The organism is Paraburkholderia sp. GAS32 (genome assembly GCF_050434225.1).
Classification (GTDB): Bacteria; Pseudomonadota; Gammaproteobacteria; order Burkholderiales; family Burkholderiaceae; genus Paraburkholderia; species Paraburkholderia madseniana.
In genome coordinates this window covers 1-22,085 of the sequence record NZ_JBNPVS010000051.1, presented here as the reverse complement: position 1 = coordinate 22,085, position 22,085 = coordinate 1, and the positions used below count along the sequence as shown (strand labels likewise).

Here is a 22,085-nt window from a genome sequence, read left to right as displayed (position 1 = left end):
AAGGAGCACATACGATGAACATGCTGGACGACACCGTCGAGCGCGGCTTTCACGCCGCATTGACCGCCCCGGCGCGGGCCGCCGACATCGATGCCACCGACGACCTCTACGGCTGGCTGATTGGCAGTTGGGACATGGACGTGCTGCATTACCGCGTCGACCTGGGCAACTCGCGCCGCCGCGGCGAGATTCATTTCGGCTGGGTCCTGGAGGGGCGTGCCGTACAGGACGTGTGGATCATGCCGCCACGCAGCGAACATCATGCGGGGCTCGCTGCCGCCGACACCATGTACGGCACCACGCTGCGGGTGTGGGACCCGGCGCTGCGCGCGTGGCGCGTGACTTACATGAATCCGCTGACCGGCCAGCGCGATGAGCTGATCGGCCGGCGCGTCGGCAATGATCTCGTGCAGATCGGCACGCACGCCGACGGCACACCGATTCGATGGAATTTCACCGATATCACAAGGGATTCGTTCCGCTGGACCGGCGTCGCGCTGGCGCAGGATGGCGTGACGTGGACGCTCGAGGCGGAATTTCACGCACGGCGCAGGCGTTAGGTTGCGGCCGGACGACCAGGAGATTCAAGCCTGCATGCAACAAAGACGCCGAGTTGCAGGCGTCAATCCCCTCCCCCAATGTGCGCGAGCAAGGCCTGCAAGCGCTCCACATGCCTGAGCAGCAAATGCCGATGCTTTTCGATCTGCTCCAGCCGGCCAGCCAGGTCCGCCTGAATCGGGTGGTCGAGATCGGCGGCGGCGATCACGTCCTCCACTTTCGATCGCATCGATGCAAGATCCACCGGCATCTGGCTCAAATGCCGCTCGAAGCGCCGCACGTCCTGCATCGCCAGATCGCGGACCTTGCGGAAGTGGGCCTGACGCCGATGCGCTTCGGCGTCGAGCGTCTCTTCTTCCACGCGTTTGGCCGGACCCGTCTGGCCGAAAATCGGCTCGGGCGGGCGCAGCACCGTCTTCTTGCGCACCGGATGCGCCGTGCCGCGAAAACGCGCAAGCGGCTGTTCGTTGTCGATTGCTTCGCGCGCCTTGGCCGGTATGTCCTCCCCGGTATGCGACACGTTCATCCAGCCATTCGGCAAGCCCGTCACCGCCTCGATACCGCGTACGAACTCCTCGCTGAATTCGCGCTGGCCGGACAGGATCAATTTCAGGTAGCTGGCGGAAAAGGTCATCATGCGCGCCAGACGCGTCGCGGCGCCGACCTCGCGGGTCAGCAGCACCAGGTTCGCTCGCCAGACCGGGAGCAGCAATTCGTCGGAATCTTCCATCGCTGGGTCTTCCATCTTTTTGCCCGATGTATGGATGACGCGATGTGCACACGTCATCGTTCTGAAAGGGTAGTCGCTTCAGCGCATGGCGCGCAATGCCCGCGCGCGCATTCCGCGACGCTCGATGTGCCGAAACGACACGCTGCCGCGCGCCGCTGTCCAGGGATAAAACGCCTCACAGCTCGGCGTTCTGAGTTGACCCATGCATTCGGTCGGCGTTCCTCCGCTGCGTGCGCGATGTGTGGCATTCTTTTGACCCGTTGCGGCACGCCGCGTGCTGCAGCGTTAGCACCACCACCATGATTTAAGGATTTTGTAATGAAGAAACTCGTTCTCGCTATCGCAGCAACCGTCGTCACCCTGAGCGCGATCGCTCCCGCCCAGGCTTATGAACACCACCGCGAATGCCACAAGGTGCGCGTCCACCATCACTGGGAACGTCACTGCCACTGATCGTTATGCGGCGCCCCATACTGCGCGCATCGGAAAGCCTCGCCAAAAGCGAGGCTTTTTTTGCGGCCGCTCCGTTTCAACGAGGCTCGGGTCAAAACCCCGCGATTCCACAACCCCGCGGTTCACCCTTAAACCAATCCAGCGACGCTCTATACGTTCGGCGCGAACGCCGCAGCATGCAATCACGGACACATGCTGTTACACCTTTGCGGTGTGAGCCGACGCGGTCGCGGCCTCGCGGAATGCGAAGCGCGGCGAACCGCGTGGAGGAGATGAAATGGATACCACTGACAGCAGCAACGTCAAGCCGCCGCTGTCAAACTGCTGCCGTCAAGCTGCCCTAACGCGCTCCAACGCCGTCGTCACAAGTTCTTCCAGCAAAGGCTCGACCTTCGCAGCCAGCGCTTCGTCATACGCATACGGCATCTGCTCCTCCATATACGTAATCTGCGACAACTCGAGTTGTACCGCGTGCACACCCTGCGACGGCTGCCCGTACTGCCGCGTGATATAGCCGCCCTTAAACCGCCCGTTGGCGACAGCAGAGTACCCGCCATGCCGCCCGACCACAGCAGCCAATTCCTCGCCCAATCCAGCCACCGCGCTGGCGCCGTTCGACGTGCCGAAGTTGAAATCGGGCAGACGTCCTTCGAAAAAACGCGGCACGTGCGAGCGAATCGAATGCGCTTCCCACAGCAGCACCTTGCCGTGCTTCGCCTTCAGCGCGGCCAGCTCGCCCGTCAGCGCGTCGTGATAGGGCTTCCAGTAAGCATCGCGCCGACGCGCGACTTCGGCCTCGCTCGGCAGATGGCCGTCGAGGTACAAGGGTTCCTTGTCGAAGGTATCGACCGGCAGCAAGCCGGTGGTGTCCTGCCCCGGATACAGATTCGCGCCGTCGGGCGGACGGTTCAGGTCGATCACATAACGCGCGTAGGTCGGCGACAGGATCGACGCGCCCATGCGCTTCGCAAACGCGTAGAGACGGTCGAGATGCCAGTCGCAGTCGTCGGTGCGCTGCGCGACCAGCGTCATCGTTGCGGCGATATCGGCGGGGATTTGCGTGCCCAGATGCGGGATCGAAATCAGCAACGGCAAGCTTCCCTGATGCAGCGATAGAACCGGCGGAGTAGTAGTAGACGAAGCAGTCATGTCAGTCCGGAATCGATGGGATCGATAAAAATCGAAGGCTCAGCGTGTTCAGCCATTCATGCGAGCATTTCGCTTCAGCAAGTGGTTTCAGCCAGCGGCGTCAGCAGTTTACTTGAGCAAATCGGCGAGCGCCCCGCGATAACGCGCGTACGCACCCTCTTCATCGCGATGGCGGCGGTTGTCGACAACCTTGTCGCCGCCCGCATAGACGTCGCGAATCGGTGTCTCGCCATGTTCGCAGAATACAACGCCCGAGAGCCACGCGTTCGGCGCGTGCTCGGCGATGCTCGAATGATCCGGGTCGAGCACCAGCCAGTCGGCGCGGTGGCCGGCCTGCAATGCACCCACTGCACGACCGGTGGCATGCGCGCCGCCTTCGAGCGCCGCGTCGAACAGACGATCGGCCACGTGCGTGGCCTGCGCCGATGCCAGCACATTGCGCTGACGGCGAGTCAGACGCTGGCCGTATTCGAGCAAACGCAATTCCGCTCGCCAGTCGACGCCGATATGGCTATCCGATCCGACCCCGATGCGCCCTTGCGCGTCGAGATACTCTTGCGCCGGAAAAATGCCGTCGCCGAGATTCGCTTCGGTCGTCAGACACAAACCCGCGACCGCACCGCTTTTCGCGAGCGCCAGGGTTTCGTTGGCATCGACATGCGTGGCGTGCACGAGGCACCAGCGGCTGTCGACGTCGAAGCGATCGAGCAGCCACTGCACCGGCCGCGCACCTTCGGTTTCGAGGCAGGCGTCGACTTCGGCGGTTTGCTCGGCGATATGGATGTGAACCGGCGCGCTTCGATCGATACCATTCAGCAATGCATGCAACGAATCAGCCGATACCGCACGCAACGAATGCGGCGCGACACCATAACGTAACGCCGCGCTCTCGGGACGCGCCGCGCGCACCGTGCCGAGCAGATCGAGCAGACTCTCCGGCGTGTTGATGAAGCGTTGCTGATCTTCGCGCGGGGCGCGCGAGCCGAAGCCGCTGTACTGATACAGCACGGGCAGCATCGTCATACCGATGCCGCTCGCCGACGCGGCATCCACCACACGCTGCGCCAGTTCCGCCTGATTCGAATAGCGGCTGCCATCCGGCGTGTGGTGCACGTAATGGAATTCGCAGACCGACGTGTAGCCCGCCTTCAACATCTCGATGTACAGCCACTGCGCGACGGCAGCGAGCCCTTCCGGCGTGATCCGTGCGGCGAAGCGGTACATCAGATCGCGCCAGCTCCAGAAGTTGTCCGTGGCGTTCGCACGATACTCGGTCAGACCGGCCATCGCGCGTTGAAACGCATGCGAGTGAAGATTCGGCATGCCAGGCAACACGGGGCCCGCGGTTTTTTGCACACCGTCAGGAACCGCCGCCGTATCCGGCGTCACGGATGTCAGCGTGCCGTTAGCGTCCCATTCCAGCAGCACATTGCGGCGCCAGCCGTCGGGTAGATAGGCGTGGTCGGCAAATAGTGATCGTTTTGATTGCATCATCTCTCAGGCCCTAGCTCAAATCACGCCGTGTATAAACAGTCTCGCCTGCGCGCACGACTCGCGCGCACAACGGACGCCCAATCCAGTAAGCCAGCTCGGCAAGCGTTTCCACCGACCACACCGCGAAGTCCGCCGCACGCCCGGCTTGCAGCGAGCCATGCTGGTCCGCCTTGCCGAGTGCACGCGCCGCATGCGTGGTCACGCCTTGCAGCACTTCGGGCACCGTCATGCGGAACAACGTGGTCGCCATGTTCATCATCAACAACAGCGAGGTGGTGGGCGACGTGCCGGGATTGCTGTCGGTGGAAATCGCGATCGGCACCTGGTAGCGCCGCAGCAAATCCAAAGGCGGCAATTGCGTCTCGCGGATGAAGTAGTACGCGCCAGGCAGCAGCACGGCAACGGTGCCGGACGCTTTCATCGCGGCGACGCCCGCTTCATCGAGGAATTCAAGGTGATCCGCGGACAGCGCATGGTGACGCGCAGCCAACGCCGTGCCGCCGCCGTTCGATAACTGCTCGGCGTGCATTTTCACCGGCAATTTATGGCGCTCGGCGGCCTGGAACACGCGCTCGCTTTGTTCCAGAGAAAAACCGATGCGCTCGCAGAACACGTCGACGGCGTCGACCAGTCCTTCGTCGGCGAGCACGGGCAGCATCGTGTTGCAGACTTCGTCGATATACGCGTCGGCTCTTCCAGCGAATTCAGGCGGCAACGCGTGCGCCCCGAGAAACGTCGTATAGACCGTCACCGGATAGCGCTCGCCCAAACGGCGTGCGACGCGCAGCATCTTGCGTTCGCTGGCGAGATCGAGGCCGTAGCCGGATTTGATTTCGACGGCGGTCACGCCTTCGGCGAGCAGCGGTTCGAGGCGCGCGGCCGATTGGCGGAACAGCGAGTCTTCGTCAGCGGCACGCGTGGCGCGCACCGTCGAGACGATGCCCCCGCCCTGCCGCGCGATTTCTTCATAACTGACGCCCGCGAGGCGCTGCGCGAATTCATCCGCGCGCTGGCCGCCGTACACCAGGTGGGTATGGCAATCGACGAGGCCTGGTGTCACCCACGCGCCGTGCAGATCTTCGCGCGGCCATGCGGCGTAGTGGGCGGGTAAATCGGAAGCCGCGCCAAGCCACACGATCTTGCCGTTTTCAACGGCAATCGCGGCATCGGGCAGCGTGTGTTGGGGATCGCCCTCAGGGCAGAGTTTCAGGTGATGCCAGACGGTTTGCTTCATCGCGTGCTCGTTGCAGCTCGTTGCGTGTCTGTGGTGGTTCGCGGCGCGCTTTGCCGGGCTTTTGCCAGGCGTTTGCCAGGATTCAAGCGCGCACGCGAATCGTCGTCATAGTTGCGGTGATCACGTGTAGCGGATGCTGATCGCGAGCAATGCGCCCGCGCCCTCGACCACGCATGACAGCGCACTCGGCGTGTCGATGCGCAATGTGTCGTCGGCTTCAAGCACTTGCGGTTGGGCTTCGACACCTAGCGTGACCGAAACCGAACCGCTGGCGCAAAACAACAACACAACGTCGGCGGACAAAGTGCGTTGCGTAGCGCCGCGCCATACCTCAGTTTCGCCTACCGCCGTACCACGGCGGACCATCAGGTTGAAGTCGCGCGTGGCGCCGTTGACGAGGCGTGCATCGATTCGCGCTTCGCCCGCAAACCGCGCGATATCGAGTGGTTGAGTCAACGCGTGTGTCTTCACGGCGTGAGCACCGGTGTCGTCTGTTTCGTCGAGCAACATGCCCGCGCCCGACAACAACACCAACGTGCGGTCGATACCCGCGAAACGCGAGAACGGCCCTGCTTGCGCCACGTCGGCGATGCTTACGCGCCACGTGAATGCATCGAGCCCTGCGCCTGCGGGAAACGCCCCCACTTCGCGCGTGACGCCGCCGCCGTTCTTCCACGGCGCCGCCACGAGGTCGGCGCCGCGAATGAGCGTCGTGGTTGCCACGTTAGGGACAACCGCCACGATCAACGGCCCAGCATCGGCAGATTCAGACCTGCCTCGCGCGCCGTTTCCTGCGCGAGTTCATAGCCTGCATCCGCGTGACGCATCACGCCCGTCGCCGGATCGTTGAACAGCACGCGGCCGAGGCGCTCCTTCGCAGCGTCCGTACCATCAGCGACGATCACGACGCCCGAGTGCTGGCTGAAGCCCATGCCAACGCCGCCGCCATGATGCAGCGAGACCCAAGAAGCGCCGCCTGCCGTGTTCAGCAGTGCGTTGAGCAGCGGCCAGTCGCTGACCGCGTCCGAGCCGTCCTTCATCGATTCGGTTTCGCGATTCGGGCTTGCCACCGAACCGGTGTCGAGGTGATCGCGGCCGATCACGATCGGCGCCTTCAACTCGCCATTCCGGACCATTTCATTGAACGCCTGGCCCAGACGATAACGATCCTTCACGCCGACCCAGCAGATCCGCGCGGGCAAACCCTGGAACGCAATGCGTTCGCGCGCCATGTCGAGCCAGTTGTGCAGATGCGGATCGTCAGGAATCAGTTCCTTGACCTTCGCATCGGTCTTGTAGATGTCTTCCGGATCACCCGACAGCGCGACCCAGCGGAACGGGCCCTTGCCTTCGCAGAACAGCGGGCGGATATACGCCGGCACGAAGCCCGGGAAATCGAACGCGTTTTCAACGCCCATTTCCAACGCCATCTGACGAATGTTGTTGCCGTAGTCGAGCGTAGCGGCGCCACGTTCCTGCAGCGTCAGCATCGCCTGAACCTGCTTGGCCATCGACTGCTTGGCGGGCAGCACGATGCTGTCCGGCACCGTCTTCTGACGCTCGCGCCAGTCTTCGACATTCCAGCCTTGCGGCAGGTAGCCGTGAATCGGATCGTGCGCGCTGGTCTGATCGGTCACGCAATCCGGCGTGATGCCACGCGTCACGCATTCAGCGAACACATCCGCTGCGTTGCCGAGCAGACCGATCGACACCGGCTTGCCCGCCTTCTTCGCTTCTTCAAGCATGGCAAGCGCTTCGTCGAGCGTCGCCGCTTTCTTGTCGACGTAACGCGTCTTCAGACGGAAGTCGATACGTGTCTCATCGCACTCCACTGCAATCATCGAAAAGCCGGCCATGGTTGCGGCCAGCGGCTGCGCGCCGCCCATGCCGCCGAGACCACCCGTCAGAATCCAGCGGCCCGAAGGATCGCCGTTGAAATGCTGGTTCGCCACCGAGAAGAACGTCTCATAGGTGCCCTGCACGATGCCCTGGCTGCCGATGTAGATCCAGCTGCCCGCGGTCATCTGCCCGTACATCATCAGGCCCTTGCGATCGAGTTCGTGGAAGTGTTCCCACGTCGCCCAATGCGGCACCAGGTTCGAATTCGCCAGCAGCACGCGCGGTGCGTCCGCATGGGTCTTGAACACGCCGACCGGCTTACCCGATTGAATCAGCAGCGTCTCGTTCTCTTCGAGGTCTTTCAGCGACGTGAGGATCTGATCGAAGCAATCCCAGTTACGCGCGGCACGGCCAATGCCGCCGTACACGACCAGTGCGTGCGGATGCTCAGCGACTTCCGGGTCCAGATTGTTCTGGATCATCCGGTACGCGGCTTCCGCGATCCAGGTCTTGCAGGTCTTTTCCGCGCCGCGCGGTGCGCGGATCGTGCGGGTCGGGTCCAGACGCGGGTCGATGTGTTTCGGGTTGTTCATGGTGGCCCTCGGGATGCTTGAAAATGTGCGGGAGAAGTTCACGGAAATGAGTCGGAAACGGTCTTTAAAAGCGGTGAAATCAGAAATGTCCGGTGAAGCGATAGCGGCTGCCGGGATGCCAGAGATTGGCGATCGAGGCGACCTGGCTTTGCGACCACGTGCGCCGATGCAGCACGAGGCACGGTTCGAGTTCATCCATCGTCAGCAGCTCGCGTGTATCCGCATCCGCAGCCAGGGCTTCGATGCGGTACTCGACACGCTGCAACGGCGCCACCCGCACCAGATACTGATTCGGCGTGGTGTTCGTGAAGTCCTGCAATGCGTACTCGGGCGCGACCGCCGGGTTGACCCAGCGCTCTTCGAGTTGCACCGGCTCGTCGTTTTCGAAATGCAGCACGCGTGAATGAAACACCGGACTGCCCGCGCTCACCTGCATTTCTTCGGCAAGCGCTTCGTCGGCGATGCTCGCGCCGATGTGCAGCACGTTCGCCTGATGACGATGACCGCGCGCGACGATTTCGTCGGAAATACTGCGGATCGCCACCAGTGTCGATTCGTACTTGGGCCGGGCGACAAACGTGCCCGAGCCCTGCACGCGCGTCAGCACCTGCTCCGAAGTCAGCTCGCGCAACGCGCGGTTGACCGTCATGCGCGCGACGTTGAATTCGCGTGCGAGCTCGTTTTCGGAGGGCACCTGGTCGCCTTCAGCCCATTCGCCCGCGTGGATGCGGCCGAGGATGAAGTCCTTGATGCCCTGATAGGCCGGTGCGTTCATTGGCTTGATTGGCGTGCTTGAAACGTGGTGTTCGAGCTTACTGCTCGGACGCGAACGAGAACGGGCTCAGCTTCGCGATCGTGCCGTTCTGCACGAGACGCGTGACGGCCGCGATATCCGGTGCGAAATAGTGGTCGAGTTCGTAATGCGCGACGTCCTTGCGCACTGCGTCCATCACTTTCTGCAGGCTCGGGCTGGTCTTGTGCGGCGCGCGCAGATCGACGCCTTGCGCAGCAGCGAGCAATTCGATCGACAAAATGTTCGCGACGTTTTCAGCGATGTCGCCAAGCTTGCGCGCAGCGAACGTCGCCATCGAAACGTGATCTTCCTGGTTCGCGGACGTCGGCAGCGAATCCACCGATGCCGGATGCGCAAGCGTCTTGTTCTCCGACGCGAGTGCCGCAGCCGTCACGTGAGCGATCATGAAGCCCGAGTTCACCCCACCGTCGCGCACGAGGAACGGCGGCAGACCCGACAGCGTCGCGTCGATCAGCAGCGCGATGCGGCGTTCGGCCAACGCGCCGATTTCCGCGACGGCGAGCGCGAGGTTGTCAGCGGCAAATGCGACCGGCTCGGCGTGGAAGTTGCCGCCCGACAGCACTTCGCCCGTGTCCGGGAAAATCAGCGGATTGTCGGAGACGGCGTTCGCTTCGATCAGCAGCACGTCGGCCGAATGACGCATCTGGTCCAGACACGCGCCCATCACTTGCGGCTGGCAGCGCAGGCTGTACGGGTCCTGAACCTTGTCGCAATCGGCGTGCGAGACATTGATGCCCGAGCCTTGCAACAGCGAACGGTAAGCCGTTGCCGCGTCCGTCTGGCCTTGATGACCACGCAGTTCGTGAATGCGCGCGTCGAACGGCTTGACCGAACCTGCTGCTGCATCCACCGACAACGCGCCCGCCACCAGTGCGGTGCGGAACAGGTCTTCGATGGCGAACATGTTGTAGAGCGCGAGCGCGGTCGAGGCTTGCGTGCCGTTCAGCAGCGCCAGACCTTCCTTCGCTTGCAGCGTGAGCGGCTTCAGGCCCGCCAGCGCGAGGCCTTCGGTAGCCGGCATGCGCTCGCCCTTGGCGAACACTTCGCCGACGCCGATCAAGGTCGCCGACATATGCGCGAGCGGCGCGAGGTCGCCCGATGCGCCGACCGAACCCTTGACCGGAATCACCGGCAGCACGTCGGCGTTGTACAGCGTGATCAGCGCTTCCATCACCTCGCGGCGAATGCCCGAGTGGCCGCGGCCGAGACTCGACAGCTTCAGCGCGATCAGCAGGCGCACCACCGGACGCGACATCGGCTCACCCACGCCGACCGCGTGCGACAGCACCAGATTACGCTGCAGCAGCTCGAGCTGGTCATGCGGAATGTGCGTGCTGGCGAGGCGCCCGAAACCCGTGTTGATGCCATACGCCGGCTCGCCCTTTGCGGCGATATCGGCGACGGCTTTGGCGCAGGCGTCGATGGCGGCGTGACTGGCGGGATCAAGCTGCAGCGCGACGTGCTCGCGGGCGATCTGGCGCAGTTGCGGGAGGGTCAGGTAGCCGGGCTTCAGAATCATCATGGTGTTGTGTCCTGTCTTGTCTATACAATTCAAGAGGAAGTCTAGCGGCGTCGGCTTGTATATACAACTTGTTTTTGCAGCTTCGGGCCTGGGGGTTTCCATTAGAGATGGAAGCTTACGTGGTATGCATATCGCTTGAGCCGGGGGTTTCGGGTGTCGGCGCGCGCCGCATCGCATTTGTTCGTCGCGACAACCAACTTGTATATACACGTTCAAAATACAGGGCGGCAAGCGGACAAAAAAACTCATGACGCCGGGCTGGCGCGGCCGGGTCAGTCGGAACGGCCAATCCACCGATTCCGCTCTGCGTCGTTGCCCCTCGGCCTCGATGCGCGTCTTCCAGAGTTATAGGAGAGCGCACCGAAGACGCAAAAAAGCCCGCGCACTCATGGGAGCCGCGGGCTTTTTTAGACGTACCGCGTGAGTGCACGGCTCACGCCGGAGACGGTCTGCTGCAATTTCTCGGCCGCCGCGGTGATCGAGCCGCAGTCGATCACCGTCGCGAACACACCAGTAATTCGTCGGTGGAAGTCTTCATTATTGATTTCAAATCAAGATTGATTTGAGACTAACACGCTATTTGCGAGAATCAAGACGGCGGATACTGCGTCCATGTCATCGTATTTCCGGTGTTTCCACCTTAGGAGAACGTCTTGAAGATTTTCATTACTGGCGCAAGCGGCTTTATCGGCGGTTCGATTGCGGCGCACCTCGTGCGCGCCGGCCACCATGTACGCGGTTTGATTCGCAAGCCCGAACACAGCGCCGAGTTGCAACGCCTCGGTATCGAACCCGCCATCGGCACGCTCGACGACCGTGAACTGCTGATCGCCGAAGCCAAAGCCGCCGACGCGGTCATCAACGCCGCGAGCAGCGACCATGAAGGCGCAGTGAAAGCGTTGATCGACGGCCTCGCCGGGTCCGGCAAGCCGTTTCTGCATACGAGCGGCTCGAGCATCGTCGGCGATGCCTCGGGCGGTGAAGCGGGCGAAGCACGCATCTATCACGAAGACGCCCTGCCCGAGCCGACCGCGGACAAAGCGGCACGCGTCGCCATCGATCAGCTCGTACTCGATGCGGCGCAGCAGAACATCCGCTCGGCGGTGTTGTGCAACACGCTGATCTATGGCCACGGCGCGGTGCCGGGCAGCGCAAGCGTGCAGTTGCCACGGCTTGTGCGTCAGGCGCAAAAGAGCGGCGTGGTGCGGCATGTGGGCAGCGGCGGCAACATCTGGTCGAACGTGCATATCGACGACGTCGCCGAACTCTATCGCCTTGCGTTGGAGAAGACGCCGGCGGGCACCTTCTACTTCGTCGAAAGCGGCGAGGCGTCGTTTCGTGACATGAGCGCCGCGATCGCCCGCGTGATGAAACTGGGCGAGCCGCAAGACTGGCCGCTCGCAGAAGCGCAGAAGGAGTGGGGTTACGAAATGGCTTCGTACGGGCTCGGTTCGAACAGCCGCGTGCGCGGTGAGCGCGCACGCAAACTGCTCGGCTGGCAGCCTGAACGCACGTCGGTGATCGACTGGATCGAGCGCGACATGATGGCCGCCAAGTGAGTTCCTTCGCGGCTTAACCCAAGGGGGCTTCCTTCGGGGCGCAAGCCGAGGGGACGTCCTCCGGGGCGTAATCCATGTAAGCCCAGGCGTAGCAAATCCGTAAGCTCAACTCGCTAGAATCCGGCTCACGTAATAGCGCGATTCGACGATACGAGTCGCGCGTAAGCCCGGATTTGATCGATGACCTTGGCGCTGAATTTCGACTGGCTGACCAACCTGCTAGCGATTATTTTCGTCGTAGCATGCCTGTACGATGCACGCTACGACGAGTACGGCACGTTGACGCTGTCCGCAGCCGTGATGAGCCTTGTCGTGATGGCGATCGAACTGTTCCTCAAACCCGCCTTCGACATGGCGTTGTGAGTTCAGCGCTGCGCGATGCAGCGCCATCAGCTTTAACTTGCGTCTCACCTCGCCGCCGACGGACAACCACGAGTAGAGGCGCGAGCGGCTACGTCAGACCGCGACTTCCGGCGGCGCGCGACGGAAACAGCGCGTGATCCAGCCGAGATAGCACAACCCCAGCACGAACCACACCGCGCCGAGTACCAGTGCGGTTTTCTCGAGACTCACCAGCAGCCAGATATCCGCAATCGCACCAGCCAGCGGCAACAGCAGGCCGCCGATCACACCCATGGCATTCGCGCTGCCCTTCGCGTTGAAGAACTGCCGGATCACACACAGATTGACCGCGGTGAACGCGAGAAATGCGCCGAAATTGATGAACGAGGTCGAGGTCGCCACGTCGAGCTTCAGTGCGACAAGACCGATTGCACCCGCGATCGCGATGTTCAGCGCCGGCGTCTTGAACTTCGGATGCACGAAACCGAAGATGCGCTTGGGCAAGACTTCGTCGCGTCCCATTGCATACAGCAGACGCCCCACGCTTGCCTGTGCCGAGATGCCCGACGCGAACTGCGCGAGAATCAGCCCGGCCAGAAACACCGTCACGAAGATATCGCCGCCTACTTTGCGCGCGACTTCGAAGGCGGCCGAATCCGGATCCTTGAATACCGCACCCGGATGCGCGAGCTGCACCGTGTACGCGGCGATCACGAAGATCGCGCCGCCGATCAGCGCAATCAGTACAATCGCGCGCGGCATGGTCTTTTCAGGGGCGATGGTTTCTTCAGTCAACGTCGACACTGCGTCGAAGCCGAGATACGAGTAGGCGGCAATCGCGGCGCCTGCCATCGTCGCCGAGAACGGCACATGCGGCTTGAAGAACGGCTCGGCCGAAATCAGACCGCCGGGACCGACCGCCGCGGTCACATAGTGACAGCACAACACGACGAACAATGCGACGATCGCGAGTTGCACGACCATCAGCACGATGTTGAAACGGTTCGCGAGTTCGAGGCCGAGAATATTCAGCCCGCTCGTCAACACAATGAACGCGACGATCCAGATCCAGCTTGGAATGTGCGGAAACGCGGCGCTGAGATACGCGGCGCCGATCAGCCAGATCACCATCGGCAGGAAAAAGTAATCGAGCAAGGTGGCCCAGCCGATCATGAAGCCCAGATGCGGATTGAAGCTTTTGCGCGTGTATGTGTACGCTGAACCCGCTACCGGGAAAAGCCGCGCGAGCTTGCCGTAGCTGAGCGCGGTGAACACGATCGCGATCAGGGCAATCAGATACGCGAGCGCGGCGGTGTCGTTACTGGCGGTCGCCAGCACACCATAGGTGCCGTAGACGATCAGCGGCGCCATATAGGCGAGGCCGAACAGCAAAACCGAAGGCAGGCCGAGGGTGCGTTTCAGATGCGCGCTTTGGGGCGCGGCAGGTGCGCCGGCGCGCTCCGTGGGGGATGTTGGGGTCATACGGTGTCTCCTCTTGCGAATGGGCGAGCGTCGTCGAGGGCAACGTTGAACGCGCCCCGGTCGGGTTTTGTCGATCAGTCTTGCTGGGTGCGCGGATGTCGCGCCGATGATGCTTTGTCTAACGTGGTGCGCGTAGGTGCACGCAGGTGCGTATAGGCGCTTATGTGCGCCTGCACCTGCGCGGCCCGCGCACGCGCCTTAGCGCGCGCGGATCACACGCGCACGTTGCCCTTGCTCGCCGTCCAGCGTCGCGAGGTCGAGCGAAATGCGCGCGTCATGCAGATAACGATAGTGCTCGCGCGCGCCTTCGAGACGCGCGGGATCGAGCGTGGCGCGCAGAACCGTTTCTTCGTGACCGGCGTCGCACACCACGTCGCCTAACGGATCGATCAGCGCCGATTCACCGGGGAACGTGAGATTGTCGTCGCCCGAACCGATGCGATTCACAAGCGCCGCGAACATCTGATTTTCCATCGCGCGCGCCACGATTGCGCGGCGATGCACCGGCCCGAACGGGTCCATATTGCCGTTCGTCACGATCAGCAGATCGGCGCCGAGCGAGGCGACCGCGCGCGCCGTTTCCGGAAATTCGATGTCGTAGCAGACCAGGATGCCAACGGTCAGACCCTTGAAGCTGCACACTTCGTAACGGTCGCCGGGTTCGAACACACCGACATCCGACGCCCACAGATGCGTCTTGCGATAGCGCAGCGCGATCTCGCCGCGTTCGTCGACCAGCACCGTGGTGTTGAAAAAGCGGCTGCCGTCACGCTCGGCGAGACCTACCGCCACGGCTACGCGTGCTTCGCGCGCCGCATGGCGGACGGCGGTCAGCGACGGCCCGTCGATCGGTTCGGCCACGTCGCCGATGGTGTCTCGCGTCGGAAAACCCGACAGCGTGGTCTCCGGAAACACGATCAGATCGGTTCCGGCCGCGCGTTGGCCGATGGTTTGCAGCACGCGTTGCACGTTTACCCCGCCCACGCCCACGGCGCCATCCACGATGGGGATCTGTGCCAATTCGAGTTGAAGCATTTTGTCTCCTGTGTCGGCCAGAGTTGGCGCTTTAGCTGTCGACTAGAGTTGGCGCTTTAGCTGTCGGCCAGAGTTGGCGCTTTAGCGCTTACTCTGGACCCATGCAAAGCACTTACTCTAGTCCCAAGCAAAGCACTTACTCTGGTCCCATTACCAGTCTGCTTCGCGTTAAATAGCGGCTGTAGTCAGGCGCCCGCGTTTCAGGTTGGGCCTATTATTACCAGACATATTTTTGTCCGTAATCACCCGGCAGGGTTACCCTCAACGGAGCACGCATGGAACTCGAATGGCGCGATCTGGCCTTTCATCGCGAGATCGGCGCGGTTATCGAAGCACTCGACAGCGCACAATTCTGGACTCGCCTCACACGCGCGCTCGAACGCTATGTCGTGTTCGACAACTGGGTCGCCCTGCGCTTCACGCCTGGCATGGCGCCGCTCGTCTGCGCAGAATCGCCGACACCGGACGGCACGGTGGATGTGATGTTCCAGGACTATCTCGCCGCGCTCTATCAACTCGACCCGTTTTATATTGCCGCGACCGAGAAGCCCGCATCGGGTTTCGTCACGCTGGCGGACGTCGCGCCCGACAACTTCTCGATGACCGACTATTACCAGCGGTACTTCAGGAAAAACATCGTCGGCGATGAAGTGCACTTCAACTACATGATAGACGCGAGGCATACGCTGGCGTTCTCGCTTGGCGCAACGCAGCGCTACGGCGAGCGTGATCTGGCACTGCTCGCGCTTTGCGCGCCATGGGTGATCGCGCTATTGCGGCAGCGCTTGCCGTATGAGGCATTCGACGCGCCGGAGCCGGCCTCGAGCGAGGCGGTGGCGCAAACAGCGATCGACACGGGCGCCCCAGCGGATACGCCCACCTATGCCGCGCGTTTCGAGCAGGTGTCGTCGGTGGGCGGCCGCTCGTCACTCACCGCGCGCGAAGTGGAGGTGGCGATGCTGACCTTGAGCGGATTTTCAACGCGCGCCATCGCAGAGAAACTGACGATCTCGTTCGAGACGGTGCGCGCGCACAAGAAGCACATCTATACGAAACTCAACGTCAACTCGCAATCGGAGTTGTTCGCGCTGTTTTATGAAGCGGGACGCAAAGGGGCATGACGTCCCGCTTATTCTTTGCCGGCGCGCGTCAAGCGCTGCACGCGGCGCAACCGCTCGCCTTCTCCTCATAACGATCGTGATGCTTGAGCCACTCGCCCATATTCTTCTTCTCCTCGCGGCCTTTCGGCGTTACGTCGAGATGCGCGTACGCGCTGAGGAACTGCTCGCCGCCGCGTCCGTAGGTGGAATACGTGTGATAGACGTCGCCCGCTGCGTCCTTGTAGAACACGCTGTGACCGGGTAGCTCGTCGATGCCGACATCCTGCTCGGTGAAGTTGTAGTACCCCTTCTTACTGGCGATCTCCTCCGGCGTGAACGACACGTGATAGTCGAAATTGAAGTCGCTCTCATTCGATGACACCCACGGAAACTTCCAGCCCATGCGTTTTTTGAAAGCCTCGATCTTCGCGAGCGGCCCACGCGAGACCGCCACGTAGGATACGTCGTGATGTTCAAGATGCGTCAGGATGCCGTCCATGTGATCCGACACGAACGAGCAGCCAAAACAGCCCTCTTCCCAATCCGGGCCGAGCATGAAGTGATAAACGATCAACTGGCTACGGCCGCCGAACAGATCGGCAAGTGTCCTGGGGCCTTGCGGCGTTTCGAATACATAGGTCTTCTCGACCTTCACCCAGGGCAGCGCCCGGCGTTTGCGGGCGAGTTCATCGCCGGCACGTGTGTACGCTTTCTCTTCGACCAATAGCGCCTTGCTGGCGGCCAGCCATTCTTCCCTGGTGCCGATACGGTGTTGCGGGTCCATGTGCGTCTCCTTCTCTGCGTCGTGCAGATTCGATAGAGCAAAATCAGACGAATTCAGGCGAAGTAACGTTCCAGCGAATCGAGGCCGCCGTTCCAGCCGAATTGGTGGTGGTCGCGCGTTTCTTCGTCGACGAACTGTTCATGCGTGAGCGTCAGCAAGGTAGCGTTGCCGTCCGGGCGCAGCAGCACCGTGACGAGCGACTCCTGCTCCGGACTCGAACGCCATGCCCATGTGAACACCAGTTTGGCGTCGGGCACCACCTCCAGATACTGACCATTGACCTCGAGTTCCCGGCCGTCCGTCTTGAGATACCTTATCAAATAGCGTCCGTCCACGCGCGCATCCAGTTCCGCCCGAATCACCTCGGCATCACCCGGATGCATCCACTTCATGAGTTGCGCCGCTTCCGTCCAGGCGCGGAAGACTTTGGCGGGCGCGGCGTTGATTCGGCGCTGGAGGGTAAGACTGGGTTTGGCGGGCATGGCGGTTCCTCTTCGACGAAAGCAGCAAGACGATCGAGTGATTCGGACCAGAAGCGCTGATAGCGAGTGAGCCATTCCATGGCTTCCTCCATCGGTCCGGCGGACAGGCGGCACGCCACCGTGCGGCCGGTTTTTCGGCGCGTGATAAGACCAGCCTCGGACAGCACGTCGAGGTGTTTCATCACCGCAGGCAAGGACATCGCAAACGGCTCGGCGAGTTCGCTGACCGACAGATCGTTCAGTTGGGACAAACGCGCGAGCAACGCACGCCGCGTCGGATCGGACAGCGCGGCAAAGGTGCGATCGAGTAACGCTTCATTAAACTTAACCATGAGGTTAAGTATAGAGACACGCGTAAGAATGTCAAGGACAGGTGCGCACTTTTCTCAAAGCGCGCAGGAAGAGGAAGGTGCGAAGGGGATGCTGAAAAAAGATACGCGGCGCATCGCAGATCAAACTCTGCAACACGCCGCGTCAAGGTGGAGAACAACCGACTACACGTTTGAGCGAAGCGGCAAGGAAAGCCCGCCCCACTCTCGCGCTACAGCAAACCGCGCAAAACTCAATGTGGCAGAATCAGATCGCCCAACCGCCGAGATAGAAGCCGACCAGCACGACAGCGATAACAACCGTGCCCACGTTCAGCTTGCGATACTCGCCGCTCACCACGCGGCCGATCACCAGCGTCGCGAAGCCGAGCATGATGCCCGTCACGATGTTGGCGGTCAGCACGATGAACACGGCGCACATCAGGCCCGACATCGCGTCGACCATATCGTCCATGTGCAGCTTGCTCACGTTCGAGAGCATCAGCAGACCGACATACATCAGCGCCGGGGCCGTTGCATACGAGGGCACCAGACTGGCCAACGGCGAGAAGAACATCACCACCAGGAACAGCAGACCGACCACCGCTGCTGCCATGCCCGTCTTCGCGCCGGCTGCAACACCGACCGTCGATTCGATGTAGGCAGCCGCCGGTGCACCACCGAGCAGGCCCGAGAAAATCGAGCTCAGCGAATCCGCCGTCAACGCACGGCCGCCGTTGATGATGCGGCCGTTTTCGTCAAGTTGACCGGCCTGTCCGGCAACGGCGCGAATCGTGCCGGTTGCGTCGAACACAGCGGTCATCACGAGTGCCAGCACGCTAGGCAGGACCGCCATCGACAGCGCGCCCTTGATGTCCATCGCACCGATCAGCGACGAATGGCCCGGCGCGCTCAGCGACGGCAGTGCGAACACGCCGTGGAACGCCACCGCCGGATCGATCAGGAGCGCAATCGCCGAGATCGCGACGATCACGATCAGGATCGAACCCGGCACGCGACGGCGCACCAGACCGAAGATCGCAGCCAAACCCGCCACCGACATGATCGCGGGCAACGCCGTGATATTGCCCAGCGACACCGGCAGACCGGCGCCCGGATTCTTGACGACCAGACCCACGTCATTCGCGGCGATCAGCAGCAGGAACAGGCCGATGCCGATCCCCGTGCCGTGCGCGATGCCGGTCGGCAGGTTGCGAAGGATCCACGAACGCACGCCCGTCACCGAGATCCCGGTGAAGACGACACCCATCAGGAACACGGCGCCGAGCGCAACGTTCGGCTGCAGACCTTTACCGAGCACGAGGCCAAACGCCGTGAACGCAGTCAGCGAAATCGCGCAGCCGATCGCGATCGGCAGGCGCGCCCACACGCCCATCAGCAGCGAGCCGAACGCGGTGGTCAGGCACACGGCGACGAACACCGCGCTGGTATCGAAGCCCGCTTTGCCGAACATGCCCGGCACGACGAACACGGAATAGACCATCGCGAGGAAGGTCGTGATGCCCGCGACAATTTCCGTACGCTGCGAACTGCCGCGTGAAGAGATTTCGAAGTAGCGGTCAAGAAAGCCCTTTCCGTCGAATGATTCGGCGCCGACTTCAGAAATCGGTTGGGCGTGGGGTTCCATCATGATGAGTGCCTCCTTTATCAGCGGGCTGAAACGGCTCGTATTCCGGCCGCCATCAGGTTCGTCTCGTTGCGTTGATCTAATGTGGTGTGGCAAGGTTTGAACGTCGGCTTGCGATGCGTCAGACAACCCGCATGCTCCGTTCTTCTTTTGCTGTCCCGAAATGTAGGCCAACACAAATATGTCTCCCATCGCATGAATGGCATGCTCGACATGTCGCGATGCTTATATCGTTTAAGGGACGGCAAACCATGGGGACGCTCCGCGCGTTTACACCTACGATTTGTCATCGAGTTGTGAAAGGGTTTTGAGGGGTTCGACGCGCAAAAACGGGCCTACGTCGGGGCAAGGAGCGCGCAACGCGGTATGAATCGTGCGCCGGGGACACCTGTCAGAAAGCCTGCAAAACCGGGCCGCCCCGGCGCCGCGGGTTACACTCTGGCCCTTACCTGACGCAACTGAGTGTCTTAACGGCGGCGGCCCACAGCGCCCGTCCGCACTGGTCCATGGAGTCCTTCTTGATGAGCGGCGGTTTTTCGCGTCCTGCCTGGCGTCTTCTGCTTGTTGCTGTGTTCGCGCTGTTCGCGCTGTCCGGTTGCAGCCTGCTGTGGGGCCCGCAACAGGCGCCGATTGTCGATGCCACGGTGATGCCCGTCGAACCCGCGAGCGCGCCCGTAGCCGCCTCCGCGCCGGAGCCGGCCGAGACTGAAGCGGCCGAGCCCGAACAGCCGAAGAAGCCCAAGAAGCCGGTCGTCAAGCCACGCAAGGTCGAACCTCCGCCGCCGGTCGCCACGCCCGCGCCGCCTCCCCCCGCGCCCCCGCCGCTGATCGTGCTGCGCACGATCGAGCGCAGCGAGGCGCGCGCCTTGCTCGATAGCGAAGTGCAGAAGCCCGACGGCAAGGTAGTGGGCCGCGCGGTCGATCTGATCGCCGATGCGAGCGGCAAGCCGCGCGAAATCGTGGTCAATCTGCAAGGCTTCCTCGGCGTCGGCGATCGCAAGGTCAATTTCCCGTGGAACGCGTTCCGCTTCACGCCGACCGCGAAGACCGCGCCGATCACACTTAACGCGACGGCCACGCCGACTCCCGCGGCGAAGTCCGCCGCCGTGCAATTGCCGCTGATCGACACCGACGTCGAGCGCTCGAACGGCGCCAAGGTCGGCCGCGTGATCGATGTGCTGATCGACGCCAACGCGCAGCCGCAGGCGGTCGTGCTCGACGTCAACGGCATGGTCAGCACCGAGCGGCGCACGATTGCCGCCAACTGGTCCGCGCTGCGTTTCGTCACGAAAGACAAGGAGCTGCATCCGCTGATCGATCTGAGCGATGCGCAGATCAACGCGACGCCGCCGTACGCCAGCGACAAGCCGATCCGCGCGGTGTCGCCCGCGCCGCCGCCCGCTCCCGCTCCCGCTCCCGCTTCCGCGCCAGCGCCCGCCACTGCGGCTTCTGCCGCGCCGGCCACAGTCACGGCGGGTTCCAACACACGGGCGGCCCGATGACAGGCCGCACTTTAGTCACCGCGCGCAGTTTGCGCGCACTCGATTGGCTGAATTTTTTCGTCGCCAACGTGCAGACGGGTTTCGGGCCGTTCATTGCGTCGTACCTTGCCTCGCACAAGTGGACTCAGGGCGAGATCGGCATGGCGCTGTCCGTCGGCACTATAAGTGCGATGGTGAGCCAGGTGCCGGGCGGCGCTGCCGTCGACGCGTTGCGCAACAAGAAAGGCGCTGCCGCATGGGCGATCTTCGCGATCATCTTCAGTGCGGTGCTGCTGGCTGCGAGCCCGACGGTGCTGCCGGTGATTGCCGCGGAGGTGTTCCACGGCTTTGCGAGCTGCATGCTGACGCCAGCGTTGGCCGCGATCTCGTTCGCGCTGGTGGGGCGCGCGAATCTGGGCGACCGGTTGGGACGCAATGCGCGCTGGGCGTCGATCGGCAGCGCCGTCGCGGCCGGGTTGATGGGCGTATTCGGCGAATACTATTCGCCCCGCGCGGTGTTCTGGCTGACCGCGGCGCTGGCGGTCCCTGCGCTGTTTGCGCTGACGATGATCCAGCGTACCGACACGATCGAGCTGCCGAAAACCGGGCCGACACCGGCGCAGATCGAACGGCGCGAGAGTTTGCGCGAGTTGTTGCGTGACAAGCGGATGCTGCTGTTTGCGGCTTGTATCGTGCTGTTCCACTTGTCGAATGCGGCGATGTTGAACCTTGCCGCTGGCGAAGTGACGGCCGGCATGGGCGACAACGTGCAGCTTGTGATTGCCGCGTGCATTATCGTGCCGCAGGCGATTGTGGCGATGATGTCGCCATGGGTTGGGCGCTCTGCCGAGCGGTGGGGACGCAGGCCGATTCTGCTGCTTGGGTTTTCGGCGTTGCCGATACGGGCGTTGTTGTTTGCCGGGATCAGCAGCCCTTATTTGCTGGTGCCGGTGCAGATGCTCGACGGCCTGAGCGCGGCCGTGTTCGGTGTGATGCTGCCGTTGATTGCCGCCGATGTTGCTGGCGGGAAGGGGCGGTATAACCTGTGTATCGGGTTGTTTGGGTTGGCTGCCGGGATTGGGGCTACTTTGAGCACGACGGCTGCTGGGTTTGTGGCGGATCATTTTGGTAATGCGGTGAGCTTTTTTGGGCTTGCTGCGGCGGGCGCACTTGCCGTGCTGCTCGTTTGGGCCGCGATGCCTGAGACGCGGGATGCAGGGGCTGGGGATGAGGCGGAGCCTTTGGGGGATGGGAAGTCGGCTGTTAGATGAGGTTGTTTTTTGCCTTTGGCGGCGGCATTGGCCGTGTTCCTATGGTGTTGGCCTTTCCTTGAATTGTTAGTGGTCTATTAGCGTTGCCCCTGTGCGGGGCGGCACCTACTTTTCTTTGCCGGCTGTGTATAGACCGGGGACATGGTTGACAGACGTGCGGGGACATCATTGACACTTTATGGTCAGTGATTTTCGCTCCTCAGGTCA

21 protein-coding genes and 1 pseudogene are annotated in these 22,085 nt (G+C 62.4%); 7 read left to right on the top strand and 15 right to left on the bottom strand.

The annotated features are described in order from the left end of the window. The first annotated feature begins 14 nt into the window (after positions 1–14). On the top strand, positions 15–560 hold the full coding sequence (locus P3T25_RS39550) for a hypothetical protein (RefSeq protein WP_171929240.1): 546 nt from the start codon (positions 15–17) through the stop codon (positions 558–560). A 62-nt stretch (positions 561–622) separates the two neighbouring features. Here P3T25_RS39550 and P3T25_RS39545 read toward each other — a convergent pair whose 3' ends face one another. Further along, a complete protein-coding gene (locus P3T25_RS39545; protein WP_154565679.1) occupies positions 623–1,288 on the bottom strand; it encodes a hypothetical protein in 666 nt (221 codons plus the stop codon). Positions 1,289–1,606: 318 nt separating this feature from the next. On the opposite strand from P3T25_RS39545, the gene P3T25_RS39540 reads away from it, so the two are divergent. Continuing rightward, a complete protein-coding gene (locus P3T25_RS39540; RefSeq protein WP_266242397.1) occupies positions 1,607–1,741 on the top strand; it encodes a hypothetical protein in 135 nt (44 codons plus the stop codon). A gap of 330 nt (positions 1,742–2,071) precedes the next feature. On the opposite strand, the gene hutG is transcribed toward P3T25_RS39540, so the two are convergent. From hutG to P3T25_RS39500, 8 genes and pseudogenes are all read right to left on the bottom strand, one after another. Further along, positions 2,072–2,890: an N-formylglutamate deformylase gene (gene hutG / locus P3T25_RS39535; protein WP_154565678.1), complete on the bottom strand. Its 819-nt coding sequence runs from the start codon at positions 2,888–2,890 to the stop codon at positions 2,072–2,074. A gap of 108 nt (positions 2,891–2,998) precedes the next feature. Next, entirely contained in the window at positions 2,999–4,384 is a 1,386-nt protein-coding gene (locus P3T25_RS39530; protein ID WP_154565677.1) for a formimidoylglutamate deiminase, read from the bottom strand. Positions 4,385–4,394: 10 nt separating this feature from the next. Further along, complete coding sequence (gene hutI / locus P3T25_RS39525) at positions 4,395–5,618, bottom strand: imidazolonepropionase (RefSeq protein ID WP_171929239.1); 1,224 nt, start codon at positions 5,616–5,618, stop codon at positions 4,395–4,397. 120 nt (positions 5,619–5,738) lie between these two features. After that, positions 5,739–6,341 carry a HutD/Ves family protein gene (locus tag P3T25_RS39520; protein WP_408518003.1) on the bottom strand — a complete coding sequence of 201 codons (603 nt, stop codon included), beginning with the start codon at positions 6,339–6,341 and terminating at the stop codon, positions 5,739–5,741. A gap of 20 nt (positions 6,342–6,361) precedes the next feature. After that, on the bottom strand, positions 6,362–8,050 hold the full coding sequence (gene hutU, locus P3T25_RS39515; protein WP_154565674.1) for a urocanate hydratase: 1,689 nt from the start codon (positions 8,048–8,050) through the stop codon (positions 6,362–6,364). Positions 8,051–8,129: 79 nt separating this feature from the next. Beyond that, positions 8,130–8,825: a histidine utilization repressor gene (gene hutC, locus P3T25_RS39510; protein WP_054040559.1), complete on the bottom strand. Its 696-nt coding sequence runs from the start codon at positions 8,823–8,825 to the stop codon at positions 8,130–8,132. 37 nt (positions 8,826–8,862) lie between these two features. After that, a complete protein-coding gene (gene hutH / locus P3T25_RS39505; RefSeq protein WP_266261845.1) occupies positions 8,863–10,386 on the bottom strand; it encodes a histidine ammonia-lyase in 1,524 nt (507 codons plus the stop codon). A gap of 416 nt (positions 10,387–10,802) precedes the next feature. After that, positions 10,803–10,924, bottom strand: a pseudogene (locus P3T25_RS39500) (LysR family transcriptional regulator); the annotation flags it as partial. Positions 10,925–11,039: 115 nt separating this feature from the next. On the opposite strand from P3T25_RS39500, the gene P3T25_RS39495 reads away from it, so the two are divergent. Beyond that, positions 11,040–11,945 carry an NAD-dependent epimerase/dehydratase family protein gene (locus P3T25_RS39495; RefSeq protein ID WP_266261844.1) on the top strand — a complete coding sequence of 302 codons (906 nt, stop codon included), beginning with the start codon at positions 11,040–11,042 and terminating at the stop codon, positions 11,943–11,945. 180 nt (positions 11,946–12,125) lie between these two features. Then, positions 12,126–12,308 carry a hypothetical protein gene (locus P3T25_RS39490; RefSeq protein ID WP_154565672.1) on the top strand — a complete coding sequence of 61 codons (183 nt, stop codon included), beginning with the start codon at positions 12,126–12,128 and terminating at the stop codon, positions 12,306–12,308. Between the two features lie 93 nt (positions 12,309–12,401). Here the strand turns inward: P3T25_RS39490 and P3T25_RS39485 are convergent, their stop codons facing one another. Continuing rightward, the gene (locus P3T25_RS39485) at positions 12,402–13,769 is read right to left on the bottom strand and encodes an APC family permease (protein WP_171929433.1); all 1,368 of its coding nucleotides are present in this window, start codon (positions 13,767–13,769) and stop codon (positions 12,402–12,404) included. A gap of 198 nt (positions 13,770–13,967) precedes the next feature. Continuing rightward, complete coding sequence (locus tag P3T25_RS39480) at positions 13,968–14,804, bottom strand: carbon-nitrogen hydrolase family protein (RefSeq protein WP_429362616.1); 837 nt, start codon at positions 14,802–14,804, stop codon at positions 13,968–13,970. 275 nt (positions 14,805–15,079) lie between these two features. On the opposite strand from P3T25_RS39480, the gene P3T25_RS39475 reads away from it, so the two are divergent. After that, positions 15,080–15,925, top strand: a complete 846-nt coding sequence (locus P3T25_RS39475; RefSeq protein ID WP_429362614.1) for a response regulator transcription factor — start codon at positions 15,080–15,082, stop codon at positions 15,923–15,925. A gap of 28 nt (positions 15,926–15,953) precedes the next feature. On the opposite strand, the gene P3T25_RS39470 is transcribed toward P3T25_RS39475, so the two are convergent. The 4 genes from P3T25_RS39470 to P3T25_RS39455 form a co-directional block, all read right to left on the bottom strand. Next, the gene (locus P3T25_RS39470; RefSeq protein WP_154565668.1) at positions 15,954–16,688 is read right to left on the bottom strand and encodes a DUF899 domain-containing protein; all 735 of its coding nucleotides are present in this window, start codon (positions 16,686–16,688) and stop codon (positions 15,954–15,956) included. Between the two features lie 53 nt (positions 16,689–16,741). Continuing rightward, positions 16,742–17,170, bottom strand: a complete 429-nt coding sequence (locus P3T25_RS39465; protein WP_154565667.1) for an SRPBCC family protein — start codon at positions 17,168–17,170, stop codon at positions 16,742–16,744. Further along, the gene (locus P3T25_RS39460; protein ID WP_154565666.1) at positions 17,077–17,502 is read right to left on the bottom strand and encodes an ArsR/SmtB family transcription factor; all 426 of its coding nucleotides are present in this window, start codon (positions 17,500–17,502) and stop codon (positions 17,077–17,079) included. The genes P3T25_RS39465 and P3T25_RS39460 overlap by 94 nt, the downstream gene beginning before the upstream one ends. A 244-nt stretch (positions 17,503–17,746) precedes the next feature. Further along, positions 17,747–19,129 (bottom strand): NCS2 family permease, encoded by a 1,383-nt coding sequence (locus P3T25_RS39455; protein WP_154565665.1) that lies wholly within the window; start codon positions 19,127–19,129, stop codon positions 17,747–17,749. A 518-nt stretch (positions 19,130–19,647) separates the two neighbouring features. On the opposite strand from P3T25_RS39455, the gene P3T25_RS39450 reads away from it, so the two are divergent. Both P3T25_RS39450 and P3T25_RS39445 read left to right on the top strand, forming a co-directional pair. Further along, entirely contained in the window at positions 19,648–20,628 is a 981-nt protein-coding gene (locus P3T25_RS39450) for a PRC-barrel domain-containing protein (RefSeq protein ID WP_429362611.1), read from the top strand. Continuing rightward, positions 20,625–21,878 (top strand): MFS transporter, encoded by a 1,254-nt coding sequence (locus P3T25_RS39445; RefSeq protein WP_171929430.1) that lies wholly within the window; start codon positions 20,625–20,627, stop codon positions 21,876–21,878. Before P3T25_RS39450 ends, P3T25_RS39445 begins: the two co-directional genes overlap by 4 nt. Positions 21,879–22,085 lie beyond the last annotated feature (207 nt).

Bases quoted from the DNA above. Each gene is read 5' to 3' on its own strand.
- hutC (WP_054040559.1), bottom strand. From the start codon at position 8,825: ATGAACGCACCGGCCTATCAGGGCATCAAGGACTTCATCCTCGGCCGC.
- P3T25_RS39470 (WP_154565668.1), bottom strand. From the start codon at position 16,688: ATGGACCCGCAACACCGTATCGGCACCAGGGAAGAATGGCTGGCCGCC.
- P3T25_RS39455 (WP_154565665.1), bottom strand. From the start codon at position 19,129: ATGATGGAACCCCACGCCCAACCGATTTCTGAAGTCGGCGCCGAATCA.
- P3T25_RS39450 (WP_429362611.1), top strand. From the start codon at position 19,648: ATGAGCGGCGGTTTTTCGCGTCCTGCCTGGCGTCTTCTGCTTGTTGCT.
- P3T25_RS39480 (WP_429362616.1), bottom strand. From the start codon at position 14,804: ATGCTTCAACTCGAATTGGCACAGATCCCCATCGTGGATGGCGCCGTG.
- P3T25_RS39530 (WP_154565677.1), bottom strand. From the start codon at position 4,384: ATGATGCAATCAAAACGATCACTATTTGCCGACCACGCCTATCTACCC.
- P3T25_RS39445 (WP_171929430.1), top strand. From the start codon at position 20,625: ATGACAGGCCGCACTTTAGTCACCGCGCGCAGTTTGCGCGCACTCGAT.
- hutI (WP_171929239.1), bottom strand. From the start codon at position 5,618: ATGAAGCAAACCGTCTGGCATCACCTGAAACTCTGCCCTGAGGGCGAT.
- P3T25_RS39490 (WP_154565672.1), top strand. From the start codon at position 12,126: ATGACCTTGGCGCTGAATTTCGACTGGCTGACCAACCTGCTAGCGATT.
- P3T25_RS39550 (WP_171929240.1), top strand. From the start codon at position 15: ATGAACATGCTGGACGACACCGTCGAGCGCGGCTTTCACGCCGCATTG.
- hutU (WP_154565674.1), bottom strand. From the start codon at position 8,050: ATGAACAACCCGAAACACATCGACCCGCGTCTGGACCCGACCCGCACG.
- hutG (WP_154565678.1), bottom strand. From the start codon at position 2,890: ATGACTGCTTCGTCTACTACTACTCCGCCGGTTCTATCGCTGCATCAG.
- P3T25_RS39475 (WP_429362614.1), top strand. From the start codon at position 15,080: ATGGAACTCGAATGGCGCGATCTGGCCTTTCATCGCGAGATCGGCGCG.
- P3T25_RS39485 (WP_171929433.1), bottom strand. From the start codon at position 13,769: ATGACCCCAACATCCCCCACGGAGCGCGCCGGCGCACCTGCCGCGCCC.
- P3T25_RS39460 (WP_154565666.1), bottom strand. From the start codon at position 17,502: ATGGTTAAGTTTAATGAAGCGTTACTCGATCGCACCTTTGCCGCGCTG.
- P3T25_RS39545 (WP_154565679.1), bottom strand. From the start codon at position 1,288: ATGGAAGATTCCGACGAATTGCTGCTCCCGGTCTGGCGAGCGAACCTG.
- P3T25_RS39540 (WP_266242397.1), top strand. From the start codon at position 1,607: ATGAAGAAACTCGTTCTCGCTATCGCAGCAACCGTCGTCACCCTGAGC.
- hutH (WP_266261845.1), bottom strand. From the start codon at position 10,386: ATGATGATTCTGAAGCCCGGCTACCTGACCCTCCCGCAACTGCGCCAG.
- P3T25_RS39465 (WP_154565667.1), bottom strand. From the start codon at position 17,170: ATGCCCGCCAAACCCAGTCTTACCCTCCAGCGCCGAATCAACGCCGCG.